This is a genomic window from Flintibacter muris (genome assembly GCF_943192995.1).
GTDB classification, from domain to species: Bacteria; Bacillota; Clostridia; order Oscillospirales; family Oscillospiraceae; genus Lawsonibacter; species Lawsonibacter muris.
In genome coordinates this window covers 1-17,529 of the sequence record NZ_CALPCP010000007.1, presented here as the reverse complement: position 1 = coordinate 17,529, position 17,529 = coordinate 1, and the positions used below count along the sequence as shown (strand labels likewise).

Below are 17,529 nucleotides of genomic sequence, written 5' to 3'. Positions count from 1 at the left end.
CTCCAAATTCGAGTAATGAATATAGGTTGCTTACAATGCCCTACATAAACCGAAATCCGTTCTCTACCAGGGCAAAGGTATATATCATAAATTGCTCACGGCTGTAACAGCAAAAATGGCTTGGCCCAGCATCAGTGAAAGGATGAAACGACGCGATTTTTTGTTCCGTATCAAGCCAGATGCGGGAAATAGGCTGGCATTTTGTTTCCATTCCACGCACGTTTCCACCTGCGATCTCCATGTTACGCTCCAAACTCAAATGTGGATACCAGCGTATCAACTTCGCTGATACTGCCTCCGAGAACGACTACGGCGGTTTTGGCCCCGTCCAAAAGGTAAACCCTGGGGATGCGGTTGAAATACGTGGGGTCGGAGTTCTCAATCACTTCGGTGGCAACCAATGCGCCGGAGGCCACGTCATAGACGCGAACAGTCAGATTGCTGCCAAGAACAGCGGTAGCGACATAGTTCCCCTGCTCCGAGCCGTACACGCCATCTTTGCCTTCACCGCTGGCAGAAAAAGAAAGGGTATTGGCGCTGCCTGTTGCCCGGTCGATCCAAAGCAGTGTGCCGTTGGCCTGGGTGAAGGTCTGCGGGAAAAACAACCGGCTGACGCTGCTCTGCATTTCTTCCATTTCATAGCCGGACGGTTTTGTGAGCTTCAGACCGCTGCCATCCACGGCGATGCTCCCGTAGATGGAAAAACCTTCCTCGCCGTCTGCCGCGGGAATTGAGCTGCCGCTGCCATAGAATACGATCTGGCTGTTGTCCTGGGCAAAGGCAGCACCGTTCAGCATGGAAATACTGATGCTGGCTGTTCCGGCATTTTGGGCCATGTCCAGGAGAGTAGTCAGGCTCCCGCTTTCCAGGTCATACAGATACAGCCCGCCCAAGGCGGCGAAGGCCAGCTTTTTCCCGTCTGTGGAGGCCGCAACGCCCCCGGATTCGCTGAAAACAAAATCCCCCTGTAAAAGCTCATTCACCGCAATCTCCTTGTTCAGAGAGAGGGAGCTGTCGTAGATGTACGCCATCATGCCGTTATCGCCCATGCCGGACAGGACGTAACCCCCGTCAATGGCCTGCGCTTCAAAGTCGCCCAGGGGCGCTTCTGCGGTGGCCAGCACCGAGGAAGCCCCTGTGTCATAGAGGTACAGCTTGTCCGCCAGCACGAAAAGTGTTCCGTTCCCGGCATAGGCGCAGCTCTGGAGCTTGCCGCCAAACAGGGCGGGGTCGAAGGTGCAGGAGGAAGGGGACTGCCCCGGCTGACCGCCAGGGGTCGGAACAGAAACCACAGGAGTGTCGGAGGGGGTGCTTCCCGAAACCGCAGGGGCAGGGACATCCGTCTTGCCGCAGGCGGACAATGCCAGTGTGAAAAGCAGCGCCAATGTCATGCAGAATGTCTTTTTCATGTTCAGTTCTCCTTATACAATAAAATAGAATTTGTCTTAAAGAACGGGCCAGAGGCTCCGTCCTGGGGGACGGCCACACAGTAGAAGGTGTTAAACTGCCCCACCCTGTCCGGGTCGATTACGGCTTCAAGCTCCATAACGCCGCCTTTGCTCAATGTAATGGAGCAGGAGGTGCTTTCGTCAAATTTCACCGGCTGATGATCCAGGAAAAAAGCAATGCTGTAACTTGTTCCGGCTGTGCCGCACATGGTAAATCGCAGGGTGACGGGAGCGGAGACGCACAGGTTGTCATAAATGAGCTCGCCGTCACAGGAAAATGTATAATAGATCCCGCTATCCAGCGTGTCCATGCTCACACCGCCCCAGCCGTATTTGGGAAGCTCGTTTTCCACATACTGCGCTGCGACCTTTTCCTCCCGCACTTCGCTTTTTGAAAAGATTTCCCGGACGGGCGGAAGGTTTGAATGGGCGGCTGGCGCGTCCGCGTTGAACTTCAATTCAATATGGGAATCCAGCGTTTTATGATACCAGCCATAGCTGGAGGTGGATTCCATATCCGGCTGGAAGTCCGGGTTCGTGATGCTCACCACGGTCAGGGCCAGCGTATCTCCGGCGCTGCCGGTCACAGGCTCAAAGAGGAAGGAGAAGCTTTGATCCTCCTTTGCGGGGAAACTGTGACAATACTCATACTCCGCTGTGGGTTCGTTCACCTTGTAGGGCTGGGGCTGGCCGTCCAGAAACAGGAGAAATCCAACAGTATCCATCTTGCCGGAGAGGGAAAATCGGTAGTCCAGCCGAAACTCGCCGCCGTCATAGGGGAAGGGCAGGCGCTCCCCACTCTCGGAGAAATCAGCCGAAGCTGCTTCGTGGGTGAGCATTGCCAGAAATCCGGCGTCCTCCTCCGCCGCCTCAAACGGGTTTGCGGCGACAGCCTGTGACGGCGGGGGCGTGCTGTCTGGAATGGCATAGTTCCCGCAGGCGGCAATGGATAAAAGCGCGCCGCACAGCAGGGGAACGGCAATCAATCGTTTTCGCATACATGGCCTCCTTTGCTTTGATGGGTCGAGTATAACGGGCAAAGGTCAAAATTCGGTCAAGAAAAGCGAAATGCCGCCCAACTTTTTTGGGCGGCATCCGGGAGATGGTTTTCAAAGGGAAACGGGATATTGTAGCATCACAAGCGGCATAGCATGATATATTCTTCCTCGTTTTCATCTACAATCTCAAATCCCGTTTTTCGATACATCCTCACAGCATAGTTTGTTTTTTGTACGGCAAGCGATGCTTGTTTATACCCTCTGTCTTTGAGAATACGGAGCATTTCTTTCATCAACGCAGTACCTATTCCCAAGCCCCGATAATCTTTGTGCAGGGATATTGCAAAGGATGGAGTATCATTGTCTATATGTCCATAATCATTCATAATGCGTACCCAAACAGCTCCAATAGGCTTATTATCAATTTCCGCAACCAAACCAATGTCGTCTTTTTTCGTCCCGAAGCCGGTTATATACACCTGCAATTCAGGCTGATTGATAATTGATTTTGGAGGTGCAGGCAATCCCTCCGGCACAAAGATCGCTTCATATAAAAAATCTTGAAGTAATCTTACTTCTCCCGCTGATATTGGCCTAATCTTGTAGTCCATAATTACCTCTCATTCTTGCATGACCGCGATAGAGGCTTTCACACAGGCCCCGTGGGGCGGTTGGTTTGAAAGCTCTATGGTTCCCCCATGCTTCTGGCACAGCACCCGGCTCACCGCAAGCCCCAGCCCCAGGTGCTTGCCGGAGGTATCTTCAGAGTAAAACAGGGCGGTTTTCTTTTGCAGCAGCTTGTCCGAAAAGCCCGTCCCGTCATCGGTCACGGTGGCCGACAGGATTCCATGCTCCAGACAAAAAGCAAGCCCGATTTCCCGCTCCGCGAAACGGAGGGCATTGGAGATCAGATTTTCCAGAACGCGGTACAGCAGCTCCCCGTCAAGGATGGCCCTGCCCTTCGGCACACGGAGATCACAGGAAAAAAGCACCTCGGTATTCTGAAACAGGATGGATAGAGAATCCGCCATGTGCTGTAAAAAATCAGGAAGTTCCACCTCTCTGCGGTGGATTTCTGTTTCTTCGATAGCCCCCAGGTCGCGCATGGTATCGGTATAGCGGCCCATACGCTCTACGGTCATGCCGAGATTGGAGAGCGCCTTCTCCAGTTTTTCCTCCGTCAGGGTCCCGCCCTGGCTGTTCTCCTGCAAATATTCTACATAGCCGGTCATAATGGCGATGGGGTTGCGCAGATCGTGGGCCACGGATGCCTGCAACGCCCGGCGTTCCTCCAGCATACTCCACATCTGGCGGTTATTCTCATATAGGGTCTGCCGCATTTTCTCAAAGGCGGCACAGAGCCGGCCCAATTCATCCTGCCCGTCAAAGTTGATCTGGAAGCTCAAATCCCGGTCTTGAATGTGTGTGGTGGCATCCATCAGAACAGTGATCGGCGGCTCCAGTATCCTGCGATAAAACCACCACGCGCACAAAGTAATTCCAATGACTGCAAACAGGAACGGCAGCAGCACCATACATACCTGTGAAATGCGGTAGGCCATTTTTGCTTTGGAGGAAAGCATAGAGTAGCTGGATTCAATGCGCTCTATCATGTAGCTCGTCTGTCCCTGGCTCTCGTTGTGTTCCTGGCCGTCCGCTACCAGTTGACCGAATGGCGCTGGTGAGCCGTCAAGGACATACCTCATCTTTGCCTCTGTGACCGTACCATCCGGGGCGGTTGTCTGCTGCGTCAGCCAGACCTCATTGGAATCAGGGAGAATATGTTTTTGAAAGCGGTAACAGCCGAAAATCGCAAGGGCGCTGCAAAAGAACACAATCAGCATTGTGACCGCCACAGCCTTCATAAAAGAGCGTTTCAATGACTGCCTTTTTACTTTTTCCATCGGTAGCCCATCCCCCAAACTGTTTCGATGTACTCACTTCCGCTGGCCTGCATGAGCTTTGCGCGGATTTTGCGGATATGCTCTTTAATCACGTTGCTGTCGCCCTCCGCGTCATAGCCCCATACCGCCTCATAAATGCGCTCCTTGTCAAAGACCTGATTGGGGTTAGAGGACAGAAATTCGATGATGTCAAATTCCCTCTTGGAAAAGGAAAGCTCCTGCTCATTCCAAAATACTTTTCTATCAGAGAGATTGATAATCAGCCCCTGAGAGGTCACGACCTCCGGCGGGCGGTTATTCCGCTCGTCCCGGCGCAGATGGGCCTCAATGCGGGCAATCAGTTCCTGCAAGCCGAACGGCTTGGTGATATAGTCGTCCCCTCCGGCCCGCAGGCCGTTGACCTTATCCTGCTCTGTGATCCGCGCCGTCAGGAACAGGATGGGGCAGACGATATGATTCCGAATGACCTTGCACAGCTCCAGCCCGTCCATCCCCGGCATATTGATGTCCAGCAGAATGAGATTTGGCTTTGTAGTCAGCTTTGCCAGGGCTTCATCGCTGCTGTTGGCTACGGAAACCATATAGCCGTGATCCTGCAAATGGGTGGAAAGCAGTTCGGTCAGGATAAGTTCATCATCAACGATCAAAACTCTGTATGCCATGTGAACACCTCCAGTCTTTTTCATCATATAGGGAGAAAGTCAAAATTTGGTCAAGAATAAAACTCAGCGGCATATTTCAATTATATACTGTGGAGCGTCGAGTATCAATCGTATAAGGGGATGACCGATTTGAATTATATTCCTGCCCCCCGAAATAGTGCTCGGTTTCGCGCCCTCTGTTACTCCTTCGCTTCCGGTTCTCAAAATCGGCAACAGGCTCGTGGTGCCCAAAGAGAAATTCGTGGAGTGGGTGTCGCGGCACACCCAGGGAGGTGCGGGGTGAAGTACCACCATGTCCAAAGCGTGATCCAGTCAAGAACTACTTCCAGCTGCCCAACGAGATATTCCTGCTGGGCCTATCACCGGGCGCACTGGCGGTCTACTCGTACCTACTCTGCTGCGAGAACAGGAGCACCTACCAGTGCTGGCCCAGCTACAAGATTATCGGCAGAGCGGTGAGGATGAGTGCCAACACCGTCCGTAAGTATGTGTGTGAGTTGGAAGATTGCCAACTCATCAGTACAGAGAACACGACCGTCACCACCAAGGTCGGTCTGAAGCGCAACAGCAATCTGCTCTACACCATCCGTCCGATTCAACTGGCGCTCGACCAGTTCTACGAACAGCAACTGGCGCAGATGGATACGACGGCTGAGCGTCAGCAGGTCGCAACAGCACCCGCACTCCACAGCAACAGTGCGCACTCAGAGCCTGTTTAAAAACTTTAGACAAGAGGGGGAGAGAAGTAGATAATAAGGGAAAACAGGCGGGAGATGAGGATAGGATGCATCAATATCCAAGCGATATCAGCCGGGAAGAATATGATTTGATTCGAGAGGATTTGGAAGGAGCACGAAAAAGAACGCGTCCAAGACAGTACGATTTGTACGATGTGTTTTGTGCAGTGCTGTATGTGGTGCAGGGTGGAATACAATGGCGAATGCTGCCCAGCGATTATCCCGAATGGCAGAGCGTGTACTATTATTTCCGGGTATGGGCCGAAAAAGATGCGACAGGCGTCAGTGTTCTTGACAAGGTTCTGCACAAATTGGTAAAGCGGATACGGAATGAGGACCTGCGGCAGGATAAGACCACTTTTGGAATTGTTGATGCGCAAAGTGTGCAGAATGCTGACACAGCGGAAGAAAAAGGGTATGACGCGGGAAAAAAGTATGTGGAATCAAACGCCATGTTGTCGTAGATACGATGGGGCTGCCCCATGCCATAGCCGTAACAACCGCTGATGTGACTGACCGGGATGGAGCCGCTCAGATGATCCTTTTTAACCGGGACAATCTTTCCTGTGTAAAGAAGTTTCTGGTAGATGGGGGATACTCCGGCGCACGCTTTGCCAATCAGGTCAAGGAGATTTGCGGCGCGCAGGACAGAAAATACGGGACCGACCTGCACGGCCGATCCCGCTTTTTTCGTATTGCCACTGTTTGACGAGATTGCGCTACAATGAAAATCGATTTAGAAACTCTATATAATAGTCAAATTCTTCTACGATGGCGTCAACCATCCCCATCATGTATTTTGTTTTTTCCGCATCTTTTCGGTAAGCAAGTGAAACAGAACGCTTTGGCATTCCCTGCAATAAAAAGCTGTGACATTCCTTCGGCGGGAGTCCCCTGAGTCTGATTTGTTCATACAGACTCAGGGGATTTGCGATTGCGACTCCACTCCCGTGGCAGCCCAACTGATAGAGCAGGCTGTGAGAGGCGGTTTCCAGAGCGATGTTGGGGATCGCATTATGCTTTCGGAATAGCTGATCAACAGGCTGCCGCAGGCGGTTGGGAGGGGAGAGCAAGATGAGCGGCATTTCTTTTAGCTCCATGAGGTCAACGCCGTCTTGGGCATACTGCTCCAGCATGTCCTGCCAGCTTTCCGGAAAGTATTCTTTCAAAAGCACTTCGTTCATAATACAGCGCATCTGCTCCTGAGCCAGAAGAACAGTTTCCAGGCCGGACAGAGGGGGAATATCCACTCCCACCATGATATCAATATCTCCGGCCAACAGATCTTCCAGAAGAGGAGTAGTCAGTTTTTCCTGCAATCGAACAGAAATATTTTTATATTCGGGGTGGTAGCGGCTCCAGATTCCCGGAAAAAAGGCGCTGCTGCGCTGATGGGACAATCCGAGGCGGAGAATCCCGACAGACCGTTGAGATAAATCCGCGAATCGGGCGACCATAGCATGTTCCGATTCCAAAATGTGTCTTGAATAAAAAACCATAGCTTCTCCCGCCGGAGTCAGGCACAGCCGGGGCCGGCGCTGAAAAAGTTTCACATGGTAATGTTCCTCCAGCCGCTTGATATGTCCGGACAGGCTTTGCTGTGTGATATACAGGCGGTTTGCGGCGCGTGAAAAATTCATTTCCTCAACTACGGTCAAAAAAATATGGAATGAATTCAGTTCCATTTCCTCGCCTCCCTTTAAGGTCTGCCCCATTATATCATAGTTTGTGGCTATTTAACAGCTTTGAGACTGTGAAAAACACGAAAAAATAACTGTTTGAAATTGTGTAGCACTTCTGATAAGCTGAATATACCCAGAAACTGATTGGATCGAGTACAGCAAAGGAGGAAGATTATGATAACCTTAATGGACTGTACCCTGCGCGACGGTGCGAACGTGGTAGGGAAAGGCTTCTCCGCCGAAATTACAGACATGGTGCTGGACGGGCTGACCAGCTGCCATGTGCCTATCATTGAATTTGGCAACGCCGGCGGGATCGGTGCCTATGAGGTGGCGGGCTTTACCAACGCAGAGACCGACCAGACCTACTTGGACATAGCCCAAAAATATTTAAACCGGGGTTCCCAGCTGGGCATGTTTCTCAATGCCAAGCGGTATCGGGAGAAAAATGTGGCCCTGGCCAAAGAGAGCGGTCTATCTTTCCTGCGGGTCGGAGCAGACGCCGGTGACGGAGATATCTCCATTCCGGCCGTCCGGGACATCAAGAAAGCGGGGCTGAAAGCTTTTTACTCCGAGATGAAAGCCTATCTGCTCACTGCCGACCAACTGGCCGAGGAGGCCAAAAAGCTGGAGGACGCTGGGCTGGATGAGATCACCATTATGGATTCCGCCGGCACCATGCTCCCCGGCCAGGTGGCGGAGTACACCGAGAAACTGACTCAGACTGTCTCCATCCCTGTGGCTTTCCACTGCCACAACAACCTGGGGCTGTCCGCCGCCAACGCGGTGGCCGCCTATGAGAACGGGGCCGCCATCCTGGACTGCGGACTGATGGGGATGGCCCGCAGCGCAGGCAACCTAGCCACCGAGATGTGCGTGGCCATCATGCGGCGGTACGGCCAGATGAAAGAGATTGACCTGTACGGGATGCTGGACTTTATCGACAAGCGCCTACAGCCCGCTATGGATGCTCACAGCTACCACAACCCTGTCCCCCCTCTGGACCTGGTACTGGGACTGTCCGGCTGCCACTCCAGTTTCCTGAAGAAGTTCAAGGCCGCCGCTCAGGAGCATCAGGTAAACCTCTACCGGTTGATTGTCGAGGTATCCGCCGTCGATCAGAAAGCCCCGTCCGACGAGTTGATCGCCAGGACCGCCGCCGCTTTGAAATGAGGGGGAAGAACCGATGGTAAATGTTGTTTTAGCGGGCCAGTATCCCGCCGGGACCTATGAGAAACTCCGGGCCATGCTGCCTGAGGAGCAGTTCGGATTGAAAGCGGTAGATACCCCGGAGGCCTACGACGCCATGACCGACGCGGAGGTCATGATCCTGCGCATCTTCAAGGCCCCCAAGGAAGTGATCGGGCGCAATCCCAAGCTGAAGATGATCCTGCGCTGGGGGGCTGGCTACGACTCCGTAGACATTGAAGCCGCCGGCCAGCGGGGCATCCTGGTGACCAACACCCCCGGCGCCAACGCCGGGGCGGTGTCCGAGCTGGCGGTGATGCTGATGCTGGCGGTAGGGCGCAAGCTTCTGTGCCATACCTGGAGCCTGACCCAGGGAGAGTGGAGCAAAAATACCTATCTGAACAGCTCCTTCTGTCTGAACAACAAGCTGGTGGGTATCGTGGGTGGAGGCAACATTGGCCGTCAGGTGGCCGCCAAGGTTCAGGCCTTTGGCGCTCAGGTGCAGTACTACGACCCCTGCCGCCTCCCCGCCGACCTGGAGGAGCAGTGCCGCATGATCTATGTGCCCCTGGAGACCTTGATCGAGACCTCTGACATTATCACCTTCCATGTGCCCCTGCTGGACTCCACCCGCCACATGCTGGGTGCGGAGCAGATGAAACGGATGAAAGACGGGGCCATCGTCATCAACACCGCCCGGGGCGGGCTGGTGGACGACGACGCTCTGGTACAGGCAGTACGCTCAGGCAAGCTGGCCGGGGCCGGCCTGGACGGCGTGGAGCGGGAGCCCCTCCCCGTCGACGACCCGCTACTCACCGAGCCTAACATCATCGTCACCCCCCACATCGGCGGCGGGACAGCGGACATCGGTGACATAATCATGCCCATGCTGGCTCAGGACATCCGGGACTTCGCGGCGGGAAAAGAACCGGCACACCTTGTAAACAAAGCGTTTCTGCCCGCTGAGAAGGAATAGAATCACAAAAATATTTTGTGAAGAAGCCTAAAAAACTCTGTTTGCCATTGGGGTGGGGCTATATTAAAATAGGTAGCAGCCAGACAGAAACGACAATAAACGCCGGGAGGAGAAACGATAATAAACGCTGGGAGGAGAAATGATGGTGGATCGAAATTATTTGGAGCAAGTGTTTTCGGCTTTTTTAGAAATTGAGGACAAGGAACTGCGCGAACGCTCAGAGAAAGCGATGGCCATGGCCATGGAGCAGGGGGGCTGGAACGAGGCCAACCTGGCCGGCGCGCCGGTAACCCTGAGCTGGAAGGGGTGTGATGTGAGCTGGATCGAGCACGTGACCGATGTGACCCAGATGTGCATCCTGGAGTTTGACCAGATGAAAAAATATTACCTCCGACACGGAATTCCCTTTGATCGGGACGTGGTGGTGGCGGGCGCCCTGCTTCACGACATCGGCAAGCTGACCGAGTTTGTGCCGGACGGAAAGGGCGGGGCCGTTCACAGCGAGAATTTCCAGCTGATGCGCCACCCGCTCTCCGGCGCGCTGATTGCCGGCAAAGCCGGACTTCCGGACAATGTCGTCCACCTGATTGCCACCCACTCCTTTGAGGGGGAACGGTCCTACCAGACGCTGGAATCCGATTTTGTGCGCACGGTGGACATCTTTGTATTCAATTGCTCAGTCAAAGGGCTTGAAAAGTATTGATTGAAAGCAAACGTTTTTTAAATCAAATTACAGTAAAAAGGAGAAATTACCATGAAAAAACTCAGCGCTCTGATCCTTGCGGCCGCCATGTGCGTCAGCCTGCTGGCTGGCTGCGGAAATTCCTCCACACCCGGCGGCGGCAGCAACCCCAGTGCCGCCAACGGTAACGGCGGTAGCTGGCCTAACGGGACCGTCACCCTGCTGTGCGGCTTCGGCGCCGGCGGTTCCTCCGACCTGGAGGTCCGTTCCCTGGCCACCTATCTTGAGAAGAAGACCGGGGGCACCTTTGTGATTCAGAACGTGACTGGCGCCAACGGCTGGATGGCCTGGGACCAGCTGCTTCACGCCGACAAGGACGGCCAGACCATCGCTATGGTCAACACCCCCGCCCTGTTCTATGACTATCTGGACCCCTCCCAGGGTCATAAGGAAACCATGGACGACTTCGACTTCATCTGCAACGAGGTGATTGACTACGGAGTCCTGGTCTGCGCCAAGGGTGCCTATGCGGACATCGGCGCCTTTATGGAGGCCGCCAAGAGCTCCGGCGGTGTGACAGTGGGCGACGTGGGCGCCAACGGAAACAAGCACATCGCTGTGATTGAGACCGGCATCGCCAACCCGGACGCCACCCTCACCTCCGTCCACCAGAACGGCTGGTCTGACAACTACGCCGCTCTGCTGGGCGGCACGGTGGACGCTGTCTCCGCCACCTACGACGACATTGCCTCCGTCCTGGCCGACGATGAGCTGGACGTGCTGTGTGTGTTCAATGACAAGCGGATCGATGTGCTGCCTGATGTGCCCACCCTGGAGGAGGCCGGCTTCGGTGCCGTCTATTCCGCCCCCTCCCGCGGCTATTTCCTCCCCTCCGGCGTGGACGCCGCTACCAAGGAGGCCATTGTCAAGGCGTTTAACGAGGCCATCAACGACGCCGACCACATCGCTGAGCTGGAGGCGCTGGGCCTGATGGTCAGCTATATGGACGGCGAAGATTACCTCTCTTTCCTGCGGGGTCAGGAGTCCGATGTGGTTGCGCTGAAGCCTGAGCTGGGCTGGGAATAAGATTCGGAACGGACACCGCGAAGCGCCGCCGTATGTCGCATTGCCCCTGCGGCGGCGCTGTTGATTAAGAAAGGTGGGTCTCCTTTATGAAGAAAAAAAGCTGGAGCCAAGACATTATCATTGCGATTCTTCTTTTGGCCCTGAGCGCGTTTCTGATCTTCCATGCGCTCACAGTGCAGAGCGCTGAGGCCAGGCAGTTTCCCATCCTGATTCTTCTGATTTTCGCTGCGTTGGCAACAGCCATGCTGGTCAACGGAATCCGGGACTCCCGGGCGGCAGAGAAAGGGGAGGCCCGCTTCAAAAATATGAAGTGGGAAGAGATTAAGTATCCTCTTTTGGTATTTGTGTTCATCGTTATTTATGTCATCGCGGTGGATCTTGTTGGCTTCATCATTCCGTCTCTGCTGTTTACCGCCGGCCTGATGTGGTTTAACTACGCACGCAATAAGCTGGCGATGATTTTAGTCCCCTGCGGGCTGGTAGGGTTCCTGTATGTGCTGTTTACCTTCATTCTGAAGACAAAAATGCCGTAAGCGGGAGGTGTAAATCAAATGTGGACGACTGTATTTTCAAATTTCTTCTCCCTTGAGTCCCTGATTGCTCTGGTGGTCGGCGTTGTGGGCGGAATGGTCATCGGCGCGCTGCCCGGCCTGAATGCCACCATGGCGATTTCCCTGCTGATCCCCATTACTTATACCATGTCTCCCTATGCGGCGTTTACTATGATGATGGCGGTCTACACCTCTGCGTTCTACGGCGGCTCCCTGACAGCCATTCTGATTCACACCCCCGGCACGCCCTCCTCCGCGGCCACCGCCGGGGACGGCTATGCGCTGACCCAGAAGGGCCGGGGACTGGAGGCCATGGGCATGTCCACAGTGGCCTCCATGATCGGCGGCGCGCTGTCCGGTGTGGCGCTGCTGACGCTGGCCCCCTTGCTGGGGAAGGTTACGCTGCTGTTCAGCGCCCCGGAGTATTTTCTGATTGTGATCCTGGGCCTGTCCATCATCGGAGGCTTGGGAGGCGGTTCCGCCGTCAAGGGCTACCTGATGGGCGTGTTCGGCCTGATCCTGGGCACCATCGGCACGGATACTATCACTGGTCAGCTGCGCTTTACCTTCGGCTATATGGGCCTGTACTCCGGCATTTCCACTGTTCCGGCGCTGATTGGCCTGTTTTCCATCTCCCAGGCCATGGTGCTGTGTGAGCAGCACGCCGCATTCCGGCGGGGTGAGCACCGGACCGTGGATGAGTCCGCCCTGCACGGTAAATTCCTGCCTGCTGCCAAGGAGATGATACTCCACCTGCCCAATTTCATCCGCTCCGCCATCATCGGTATTGTGGTGGGAATCCTGCCCGGCGCCGGCGGTGACATTGGCGCGTGGTTCGCCTACAGCCAGGCCAAAAAGGCCTCCAAAAAACCCGAGGAATTTGGTAACGGCTCCATTGAGGCGATTTGCGCCTCTGAAACGGCCAACAACGCCGTCACCGGTGGCTCCATTATCCCGCTGATTACCCTGGGCATCCCCGGTTCCACCGTTGCGGCTGTCCTGCTGGGCGCATTGATCATGCACGGCCTGACGCCGGGCCAGTCCATGTTCGGCAAAAACGTGACCACGACCTATACGATCATCATCGGCTTTATTGCGGCGAATATCCTGATGGGCTTGATCGGTATGCTCATCTGCCGCCAGGTAATCAAAATCACCAAGGTCTCCGACGCAATCCTGATCCCGGTCATCGTGGTGCTGTCCACCATCGGGTCTTACTCCATCAACAACCGGATCTCCGATGTCTATATGATGCTGGTCTTTGGCCTGATCGGCTATCTCTGTAAAAAAGCTGATTTGCCCACCGCTCCCGTTATTTTGGGCCTGCTGCTGGAATCTACTGGTGAGCAGGGATTCAAGAACGCCATTTTGATGGCAAAGGATACGCCCATTCTGCTCTACTACCTGCAGCGTCCGGCCAGCCTGGTGTTGATCCTCCTTATCGTTGCCACTGTGGTGGTTCCCGCGATCCAGAGTGCCATAAAGGCTGTAAAGGGCCGCAAGGCGTAACGAAAAGCGGAGCGTGACACAGTTGTGCTACACGATTTGATTCAAACGGATATGCTCCACACCATCAAAGTATTGAAACATCAGCTCTAAAAAGAATTTGGAGTAATGGGACAGATAGCGGTCCTTCATCCGAATCAGGGACAGCCTCTGGGTCAGGGGCTGTCCTTTGTAATGCAAAGGAAAGATATTGATATCCGAGGGGATATCCTTTTGCTGGCTGACAAGGCTCATCTGAGAGATAAAGCAGGCGGCTAATCTCTGAAAGCAGGCCGTGGTCCCGATCTGGGTATAGGTGCTGGTGATGTAGGCGCGGGGGATAATGTTGGCCGCCTCGAAGCATTGATTGATCTGCCGGCCCATGCGGTTATTAAAAATGCAGAAGGGAAGCCGGGAGAATTCCCGGACGTCGGTCCCGTGGAGCGCCTGCTCTTTCAGCGCCGCAGCCGTCTCCCCATAATGCCTTTGGAGGAGAGAGTCGGCTACACAGAGATAGACCTGGTCGTCCATCAGATGGTGAGTGACCAGCTTGGGGTATTCCTCATCGTTGAGCGTAATGGCAAAATCCAGGGAGCCGTCCAGCACCAGCGGCTCCAATTGTTTGGTGACAGCGTCTGTGATCCGGATATCTACATTGGGGTACCGGGAGGAAAACTGAGGCAAAATGGCGGGCAGGCACATATTCAGCCGCAAGCTGCTGGCCCCGAAGCGGAGAACACCCCGTTCCTGCTGGGCGATATCGGACAGAATATCCTTTAAATTAATTTCCTCCTTGCTGACCACGCTGGCAAAGCCCAGCACAAACTCCCCGGCGGTGGTCAGGGAGAGCGAGGGCTTGCGGTAGAGCAGCTTGGTGCCGTAGTAGTCCTCCAGCCGCTGAATGTGGTTGCTCAGGGTCTGTTGGGAGATGAACAGCCGGTTGGCGGTGCGGGTCATGTGCAGGTCTTTGGCCAGCTCGGAAAAGTAGTACAGACTGGTGAGATCCATGGGAACACCCCCACAAATTTCTTTTGTTAACAATCTAAAAAAACGCTGTTTTACTTTTGGATTGTTTTATATTAATATGAAATCGCAGAAAACACAAGAGGTTTCATCAAAACCGATCAGATTTGAGGAGGAATTACATATGTCCGTTGGGAAAAGAATCTATCTCAAGCGTGAGATGCCCAATCCTGAGATTATGGCCCAGTTCAAGACCATCCCGGCCTCCAACACCGCCGACGTGATGAACCGCAGCTGCGCCATGAATCCCCGCATTCATCTGGTGAGCAGCCCCAAGGAGCAGATGATGGTGGGACCCGCCTATACCGTCAAGGGCCGGGCCGGGGACAACCTGACCCTCCATGCCGCCCTGAACCTGTGCAGTGAAGGGGATGTGCTGGTGGTCTCCAATGAGGAGGATACCACCCGGGCCCTGATGGGCGAGGTGATGATGGCCTACCTGCGCTACACCAAGAAGATCGCCGGCATCATCCTGGACGGTCCTATCCGCGACATCGACGAAATCGGCAAGTGGGACTTCCCCGTCTACTGCACCGGCACTACCCCCGGCGGCCCCTACAAGGAGGGTCCCGGCGAGATCAACGTGCCCATTTCCTGCGGCGGAATCAGCGTCAACCCCGGCGACATTATCCTGGCCGATCCGGACGGCATCATCGTCATCCCCCGGCAGGATGCCGCGACCATCCTGGAGGACGCCAAAAAGTTCCAGGCCGCCGACGAGAAGAAGCTGGCCGCCGCCAAGAACGGCACCGCCAACCGCGCCTGGGTGGAGAAAGCTCTGGAGGAGAAGGGCTACGAGATCATTGATGACGTGTACCGGCCCTGATCGCCGGAGCAGAAAGGAGTATGACTGCTATGAGCTATAAAGTTCTTTTGCCTCAGCCTATTCTGCCCGAGGGCTACGCCTATCTCCGGGACCACGGCTTTGAGGTTGTGGACGGTCAGGGCTTTACTGAGGAGGCCATTCTGGCCGATATCCCCGACTGCGACGCCATGATTGTCCGTACCGCCAAAATTACCGGCAAGATTCTGGACGCCGCCCCCAAGCTGAAGATCATTGCCCGCCACGGCGCCGGCTATGACGGCGTGGACCTGGAGGGAGCCCAGCGCAACAAGGTGCTGGTCACCACCGCTGGCGGTGCCAACGCCATCTCGGTGGCGGAGCTGGCCATCTTCTATATGCTCTACTGCTCCCGGCGCTTTAAGGCGGTCATGGCCCAATGCAAAGAGGACTACCGTTACGCCAAAATGGGTATCCAAAAGACTGAGTTGGAGGGCAAGACCTTAGGGCTGATTGGCACAGGCAACATCGGCAAGCTGGTGGCAAAAAAAGCGGCCTACGGCTTTGACATGAAGGTACTAGCCTACGACCCCTTTGCCAGGGAGGTCCCGGAGTACATTCAGCTGGTAGAGGACCGGGACCGGATTTTTAAAGAGAGCGACTATGTTTCCCTCCACGTCCCCGCTACCAAGGAGACCACCCACTCGGTGAGCGACCGGGAGTTCGACCTGATGAAGGAGACCGCCTTCCTCATCAACACCGCCCGGGGAGCCATCGTGGACGAGCCTGCCCTGATCCGGGCCCTGGAGGCCAAAAAGATCGCCGGCGCCGGACTGGACACGGTGGAGCAGGAGCCCTTCGACCTGAACAATCCCCTGCTGAATATGGAGAACGTCCTGGTGGCCCCCCACATCGGCGGCGCCACAAAGGAGGCCTCCACCCGCTCTTCCATTGTCTGCGCCCAGGCTATCGACGACTACTTCTCCGGGCGTACTCCTAAGTTTATTGTTCCTGAACTGCGGGACCTGGTTTAATTCTTACCGTCTCTTTCTTGTTTACAGCGTATCAATTTCTGTATGAGATGTTTGTTGCGGAAGGCGGTGAAACAGCTTATAAAGGGGCGATAGCAGAGAGGACAGTTTTGTCCTCTCTGCTATCGCTGTTTTGGATAGAATCGCTTTATTTATCCCTTTCGTCTGTCCATCAAAGGCGTTTACCCTCTGACCACATATTTGCCCACAGACAGAGAAAACCAGCCCGCCGGGAGTATCCCAGCGGGCTATGTGCTGTTCAGCTTGCCTTATTCTCTGTCCTCAGCCGCTCCTTTTCAGCGGCCACCTCCGCTTTCAAATCTGCTATCATTGCCGCCAGTAGCCTTTCGCATTCCTACTTAGTGTCGGCATGGACCTTTCGTGTTTCCAACCTTCCATCTGGCAATGTGATCGTATAGCGTCCAACCCATTGACCGTTTTGATTTCTACTGAGAGACCCGGTTCCCCATCGGCGCTTTCGCTCCCTGATAGGCCGAAAATCGGTCATCGTGGGCATGGATTTTGCTATCGATGTGGACTCCGCTACTTCCACCTTGCTGATACCCCGGTCGATTTTTGTGGCAGCTTGCCTCTGCATATCATCGGTGACATGGGCGTAGACATTCAGCGTTGTGCGCTGGAGACGTGCCCGATGACGGAGGACAGAGTCTTGATGTCCATCCCGTGCTCCAGAGCATTGGCAGCGAACACATGCCGCAGGTCGTGGAAACGTACCTTTTTGCATCCGGCGTGTTTTAGAATCTCAGAGCCCCGCCGGAAAAACGGTAGAGCCGGGAGTCCCCCACATGGCCCCACACCGCCCGGTCCCCGCCGATGGACAGGGCCACGGCGGTGGTTTTCATCTCCTCCTGGCCGGGGACCTTCTGGCCCTCTATCACCGCCTCGTTGGCCTTCTGGAACAGCTCAATCAACTCTTCGGGGCTGGGGTGGACGGCGCAGCCCTCAAAGAGGACATCCGCCGCCAGTGCGGAGGCCACCTCCCCCCTTCCGTGGCCCCCCAGGCCGTCGGCCAGGACAAAAATTCCCTGTTCGGCGCAGCAGCGCACGCTGTCCTCGTTGTGATCCCGGCCCCCCTGATTGGTATAGCAGTAAGCAGATAGTCTCATGGCTTACTCCAGATCTACATAGACGGTGTTGTCCGCCTCACCCAGGTAGAAGGAGCTCTTGGGGGGCAGGCGCACCGGGCTGTTGGGGGCTACCCGCTGGCCGTTGGACAGGAAGGTGCCGTAGGTAGAGTTCAGGTCGGTGAGGACAAACTGTCCCTGTTCAAAGGA

At 55.0% G+C, this 17,529-nt stretch carries 21 protein-coding genes; 11 read left to right on the top strand and 10 right to left on the bottom strand.

Going from position 1 to position 17,529, the window contains the following annotated elements:
* Positions 1 to 242: 242 nt before the first annotated feature.
* The 5 genes from NFS22_RS08025 to NFS22_RS08005 all read right to left on the bottom strand — a co-directional run bounded on the left by NFS22_RS08025 (position 243) and on the right by NFS22_RS08005 (position 5,012).
* A complete protein-coding gene (locus tag NFS22_RS08025; protein WP_251317197.1) occupies positions 243 to 1,409 on the bottom strand; it encodes a hypothetical protein in 1,167 nt (388 codons plus the stop codon).
* Positions 1,410 to 1,411: 2 nt separating this feature from the next.
* The gene (locus NFS22_RS08020; protein WP_251317196.1) at positions 1,412 to 2,446 is read right to left on the bottom strand and encodes a hypothetical protein; all 1,035 of its coding nucleotides are present in this window, start codon (positions 2,444 to 2,446) and stop codon (positions 1,412 to 1,414) included.
* A gap of 137 nt (positions 2,447 to 2,583) precedes the next feature.
* Positions 2,584 to 3,057, bottom strand: coding sequence for a GNAT family N-acetyltransferase (locus tag NFS22_RS08015; RefSeq protein WP_251317195.1), 474 nt, complete (start codon positions 3,055 to 3,057; stop codon positions 2,584 to 2,586).
* 9 nt (positions 3,058 to 3,066) lie between these two features.
* Positions 3,067 to 4,350 carry a sensor histidine kinase gene (locus NFS22_RS08010; RefSeq protein ID WP_251317194.1) on the bottom strand — a complete coding sequence of 428 codons (1,284 nt, stop codon included), beginning with the start codon at positions 4,348 to 4,350 and terminating at the stop codon, positions 3,067 to 3,069.
* Positions 4,338 to 5,012: a response regulator transcription factor gene (locus NFS22_RS08005; protein WP_251317193.1), complete on the bottom strand. Its 675-nt coding sequence runs from the start codon at positions 5,010 to 5,012 to the stop codon at positions 4,338 to 4,340. The genes NFS22_RS08010 and NFS22_RS08005 overlap by 13 nt, the downstream gene beginning before the upstream one ends.
* A gap of 272 nt (positions 5,013 to 5,284) precedes the next feature.
* Here NFS22_RS08005 and NFS22_RS08000 point away from each other — a divergent pair, with 272 nt between their 5' ends.
* The 3 genes from NFS22_RS08000 (at position 5,285) to NFS22_RS24055 (ending at position 6,458) form a co-directional block, all read left to right on the top strand.
* Complete coding sequence (locus NFS22_RS08000) at positions 5,285 to 5,731, top strand: helix-turn-helix domain-containing protein (protein WP_251317192.1); 447 nt, start codon at positions 5,285 to 5,287, stop codon at positions 5,729 to 5,731.
* A gap of 65 nt (positions 5,732 to 5,796) precedes the next feature.
* Entirely contained in the window at positions 5,797 to 6,213 is a 417-nt protein-coding gene (locus NFS22_RS07995) for a transposase (protein WP_251317191.1), read from the top strand.
* Between the two features lie 5 nt (positions 6,214 to 6,218).
* Positions 6,219 to 6,458 (top strand): transposase, encoded by a 240-nt coding sequence (locus NFS22_RS24055; RefSeq protein WP_420908853.1) that lies wholly within the window; start codon positions 6,219 to 6,221, stop codon positions 6,456 to 6,458.
* Positions 6,459 to 6,468: 10 nt separating this feature from the next.
* Here NFS22_RS24055 and NFS22_RS07990 read toward each other — a convergent pair whose 3' ends face one another.
* Complete coding sequence (locus NFS22_RS07990; protein WP_251317190.1) at positions 6,469 to 7,434, bottom strand: LysR family transcriptional regulator; 966 nt, start codon at positions 7,432 to 7,434, stop codon at positions 6,469 to 6,471.
* A gap of 171 nt (positions 7,435 to 7,605) precedes the next feature.
* On the opposite strand from NFS22_RS07990, the gene NFS22_RS07985 reads away from it, so the two are divergent.
* The 6 genes from NFS22_RS07985 to NFS22_RS07960 all read left to right on the top strand — a co-directional run bounded on the left by NFS22_RS07985 (position 7,606) and on the right by NFS22_RS07960 (position 13,423).
* Complete coding sequence (locus NFS22_RS07985; RefSeq protein WP_251317189.1) at positions 7,606 to 8,604, top strand: beta/alpha barrel domain-containing protein; 999 nt, start codon at positions 7,606 to 7,608, stop codon at positions 8,602 to 8,604.
* Positions 8,605 to 8,617: 13 nt separating this feature from the next.
* Positions 8,618 to 9,595, top strand: a complete 978-nt coding sequence (locus NFS22_RS07980; protein WP_251317188.1) for a 2-hydroxyacid dehydrogenase — start codon at positions 8,618 to 8,620, stop codon at positions 9,593 to 9,595.
* A 145-nt stretch (positions 9,596 to 9,740) separates the two neighbouring features.
* A complete protein-coding gene (locus NFS22_RS07975) occupies positions 9,741 to 10,298 on the top strand; it encodes an HD domain-containing protein (RefSeq protein WP_251317187.1) in 558 nt (185 codons plus the stop codon).
* A 51-nt stretch (positions 10,299 to 10,349) separates the two neighbouring features.
* A complete protein-coding gene (locus NFS22_RS07970) occupies positions 10,350 to 11,363 on the top strand; it encodes a tripartite tricarboxylate transporter substrate binding protein (protein WP_251317186.1) in 1,014 nt (337 codons plus the stop codon).
* 86 nt (positions 11,364 to 11,449) lie between these two features.
* Complete coding sequence (locus NFS22_RS07965; RefSeq protein WP_251317185.1) at positions 11,450 to 11,896, top strand: tripartite tricarboxylate transporter TctB family protein; 447 nt, start codon at positions 11,450 to 11,452, stop codon at positions 11,894 to 11,896.
* Between the two features lie 18 nt (positions 11,897 to 11,914).
* On the top strand, positions 11,915 to 13,423 hold the full coding sequence (locus tag NFS22_RS07960) for a tripartite tricarboxylate transporter permease (protein ID WP_251317184.1): 1,509 nt from the start codon (positions 11,915 to 11,917) through the stop codon (positions 13,421 to 13,423).
* Positions 13,424 to 13,450: 27 nt separating this feature from the next.
* On the opposite strand, the gene NFS22_RS07955 is transcribed toward NFS22_RS07960, so the two are convergent.
* Entirely contained in the window at positions 13,451 to 14,407 is a 957-nt protein-coding gene (locus NFS22_RS07955) for a LysR family transcriptional regulator (protein ID WP_251317183.1), read from the bottom strand.
* Between the two features lie 139 nt (positions 14,408 to 14,546).
* Here NFS22_RS07955 and NFS22_RS07950 point away from each other — a divergent pair, with 139 nt between their 5' ends.
* On the top strand, positions 14,547 to 15,248 hold the full coding sequence (locus NFS22_RS07950) for an RraA family protein (RefSeq protein ID WP_251317182.1): 702 nt from the start codon (positions 14,547 to 14,549) through the stop codon (positions 15,246 to 15,248).
* Between the two features lie 29 nt (positions 15,249 to 15,277).
* A complete protein-coding gene (locus NFS22_RS07945) occupies positions 15,278 to 16,237 on the top strand; it encodes a hydroxyacid dehydrogenase (protein WP_251317181.1) in 960 nt (319 codons plus the stop codon).
* Positions 16,238 to 16,858: 621 nt separating this feature from the next.
* On the opposite strand, the gene NFS22_RS07940 is transcribed toward NFS22_RS07945, so the two are convergent.
* The 3 genes from NFS22_RS07940 to NFS22_RS24050 all read right to left on the bottom strand — a co-directional run.
* Positions 16,859 to 16,945, bottom strand: coding sequence for a hypothetical protein (locus NFS22_RS07940; RefSeq protein ID WP_251317314.1), 87 nt, complete (start codon positions 16,943 to 16,945; stop codon positions 16,859 to 16,861).
* 44 nt (positions 16,946 to 16,989) lie between these two features.
* Entirely contained in the window at positions 16,990 to 17,361 is a 372-nt protein-coding gene (locus NFS22_RS07935; RefSeq protein WP_251317180.1) for a PP2C family protein-serine/threonine phosphatase, read from the bottom strand.
* 3 nt (positions 17,362 to 17,364) lie between these two features.
* Positions 17,365 to 17,529, bottom strand: a 165-nt coding sequence (locus NFS22_RS24050) for an FHA domain-containing protein (protein ID WP_420908854.1), incomplete at its 5' end; no start/stop codon positions are given.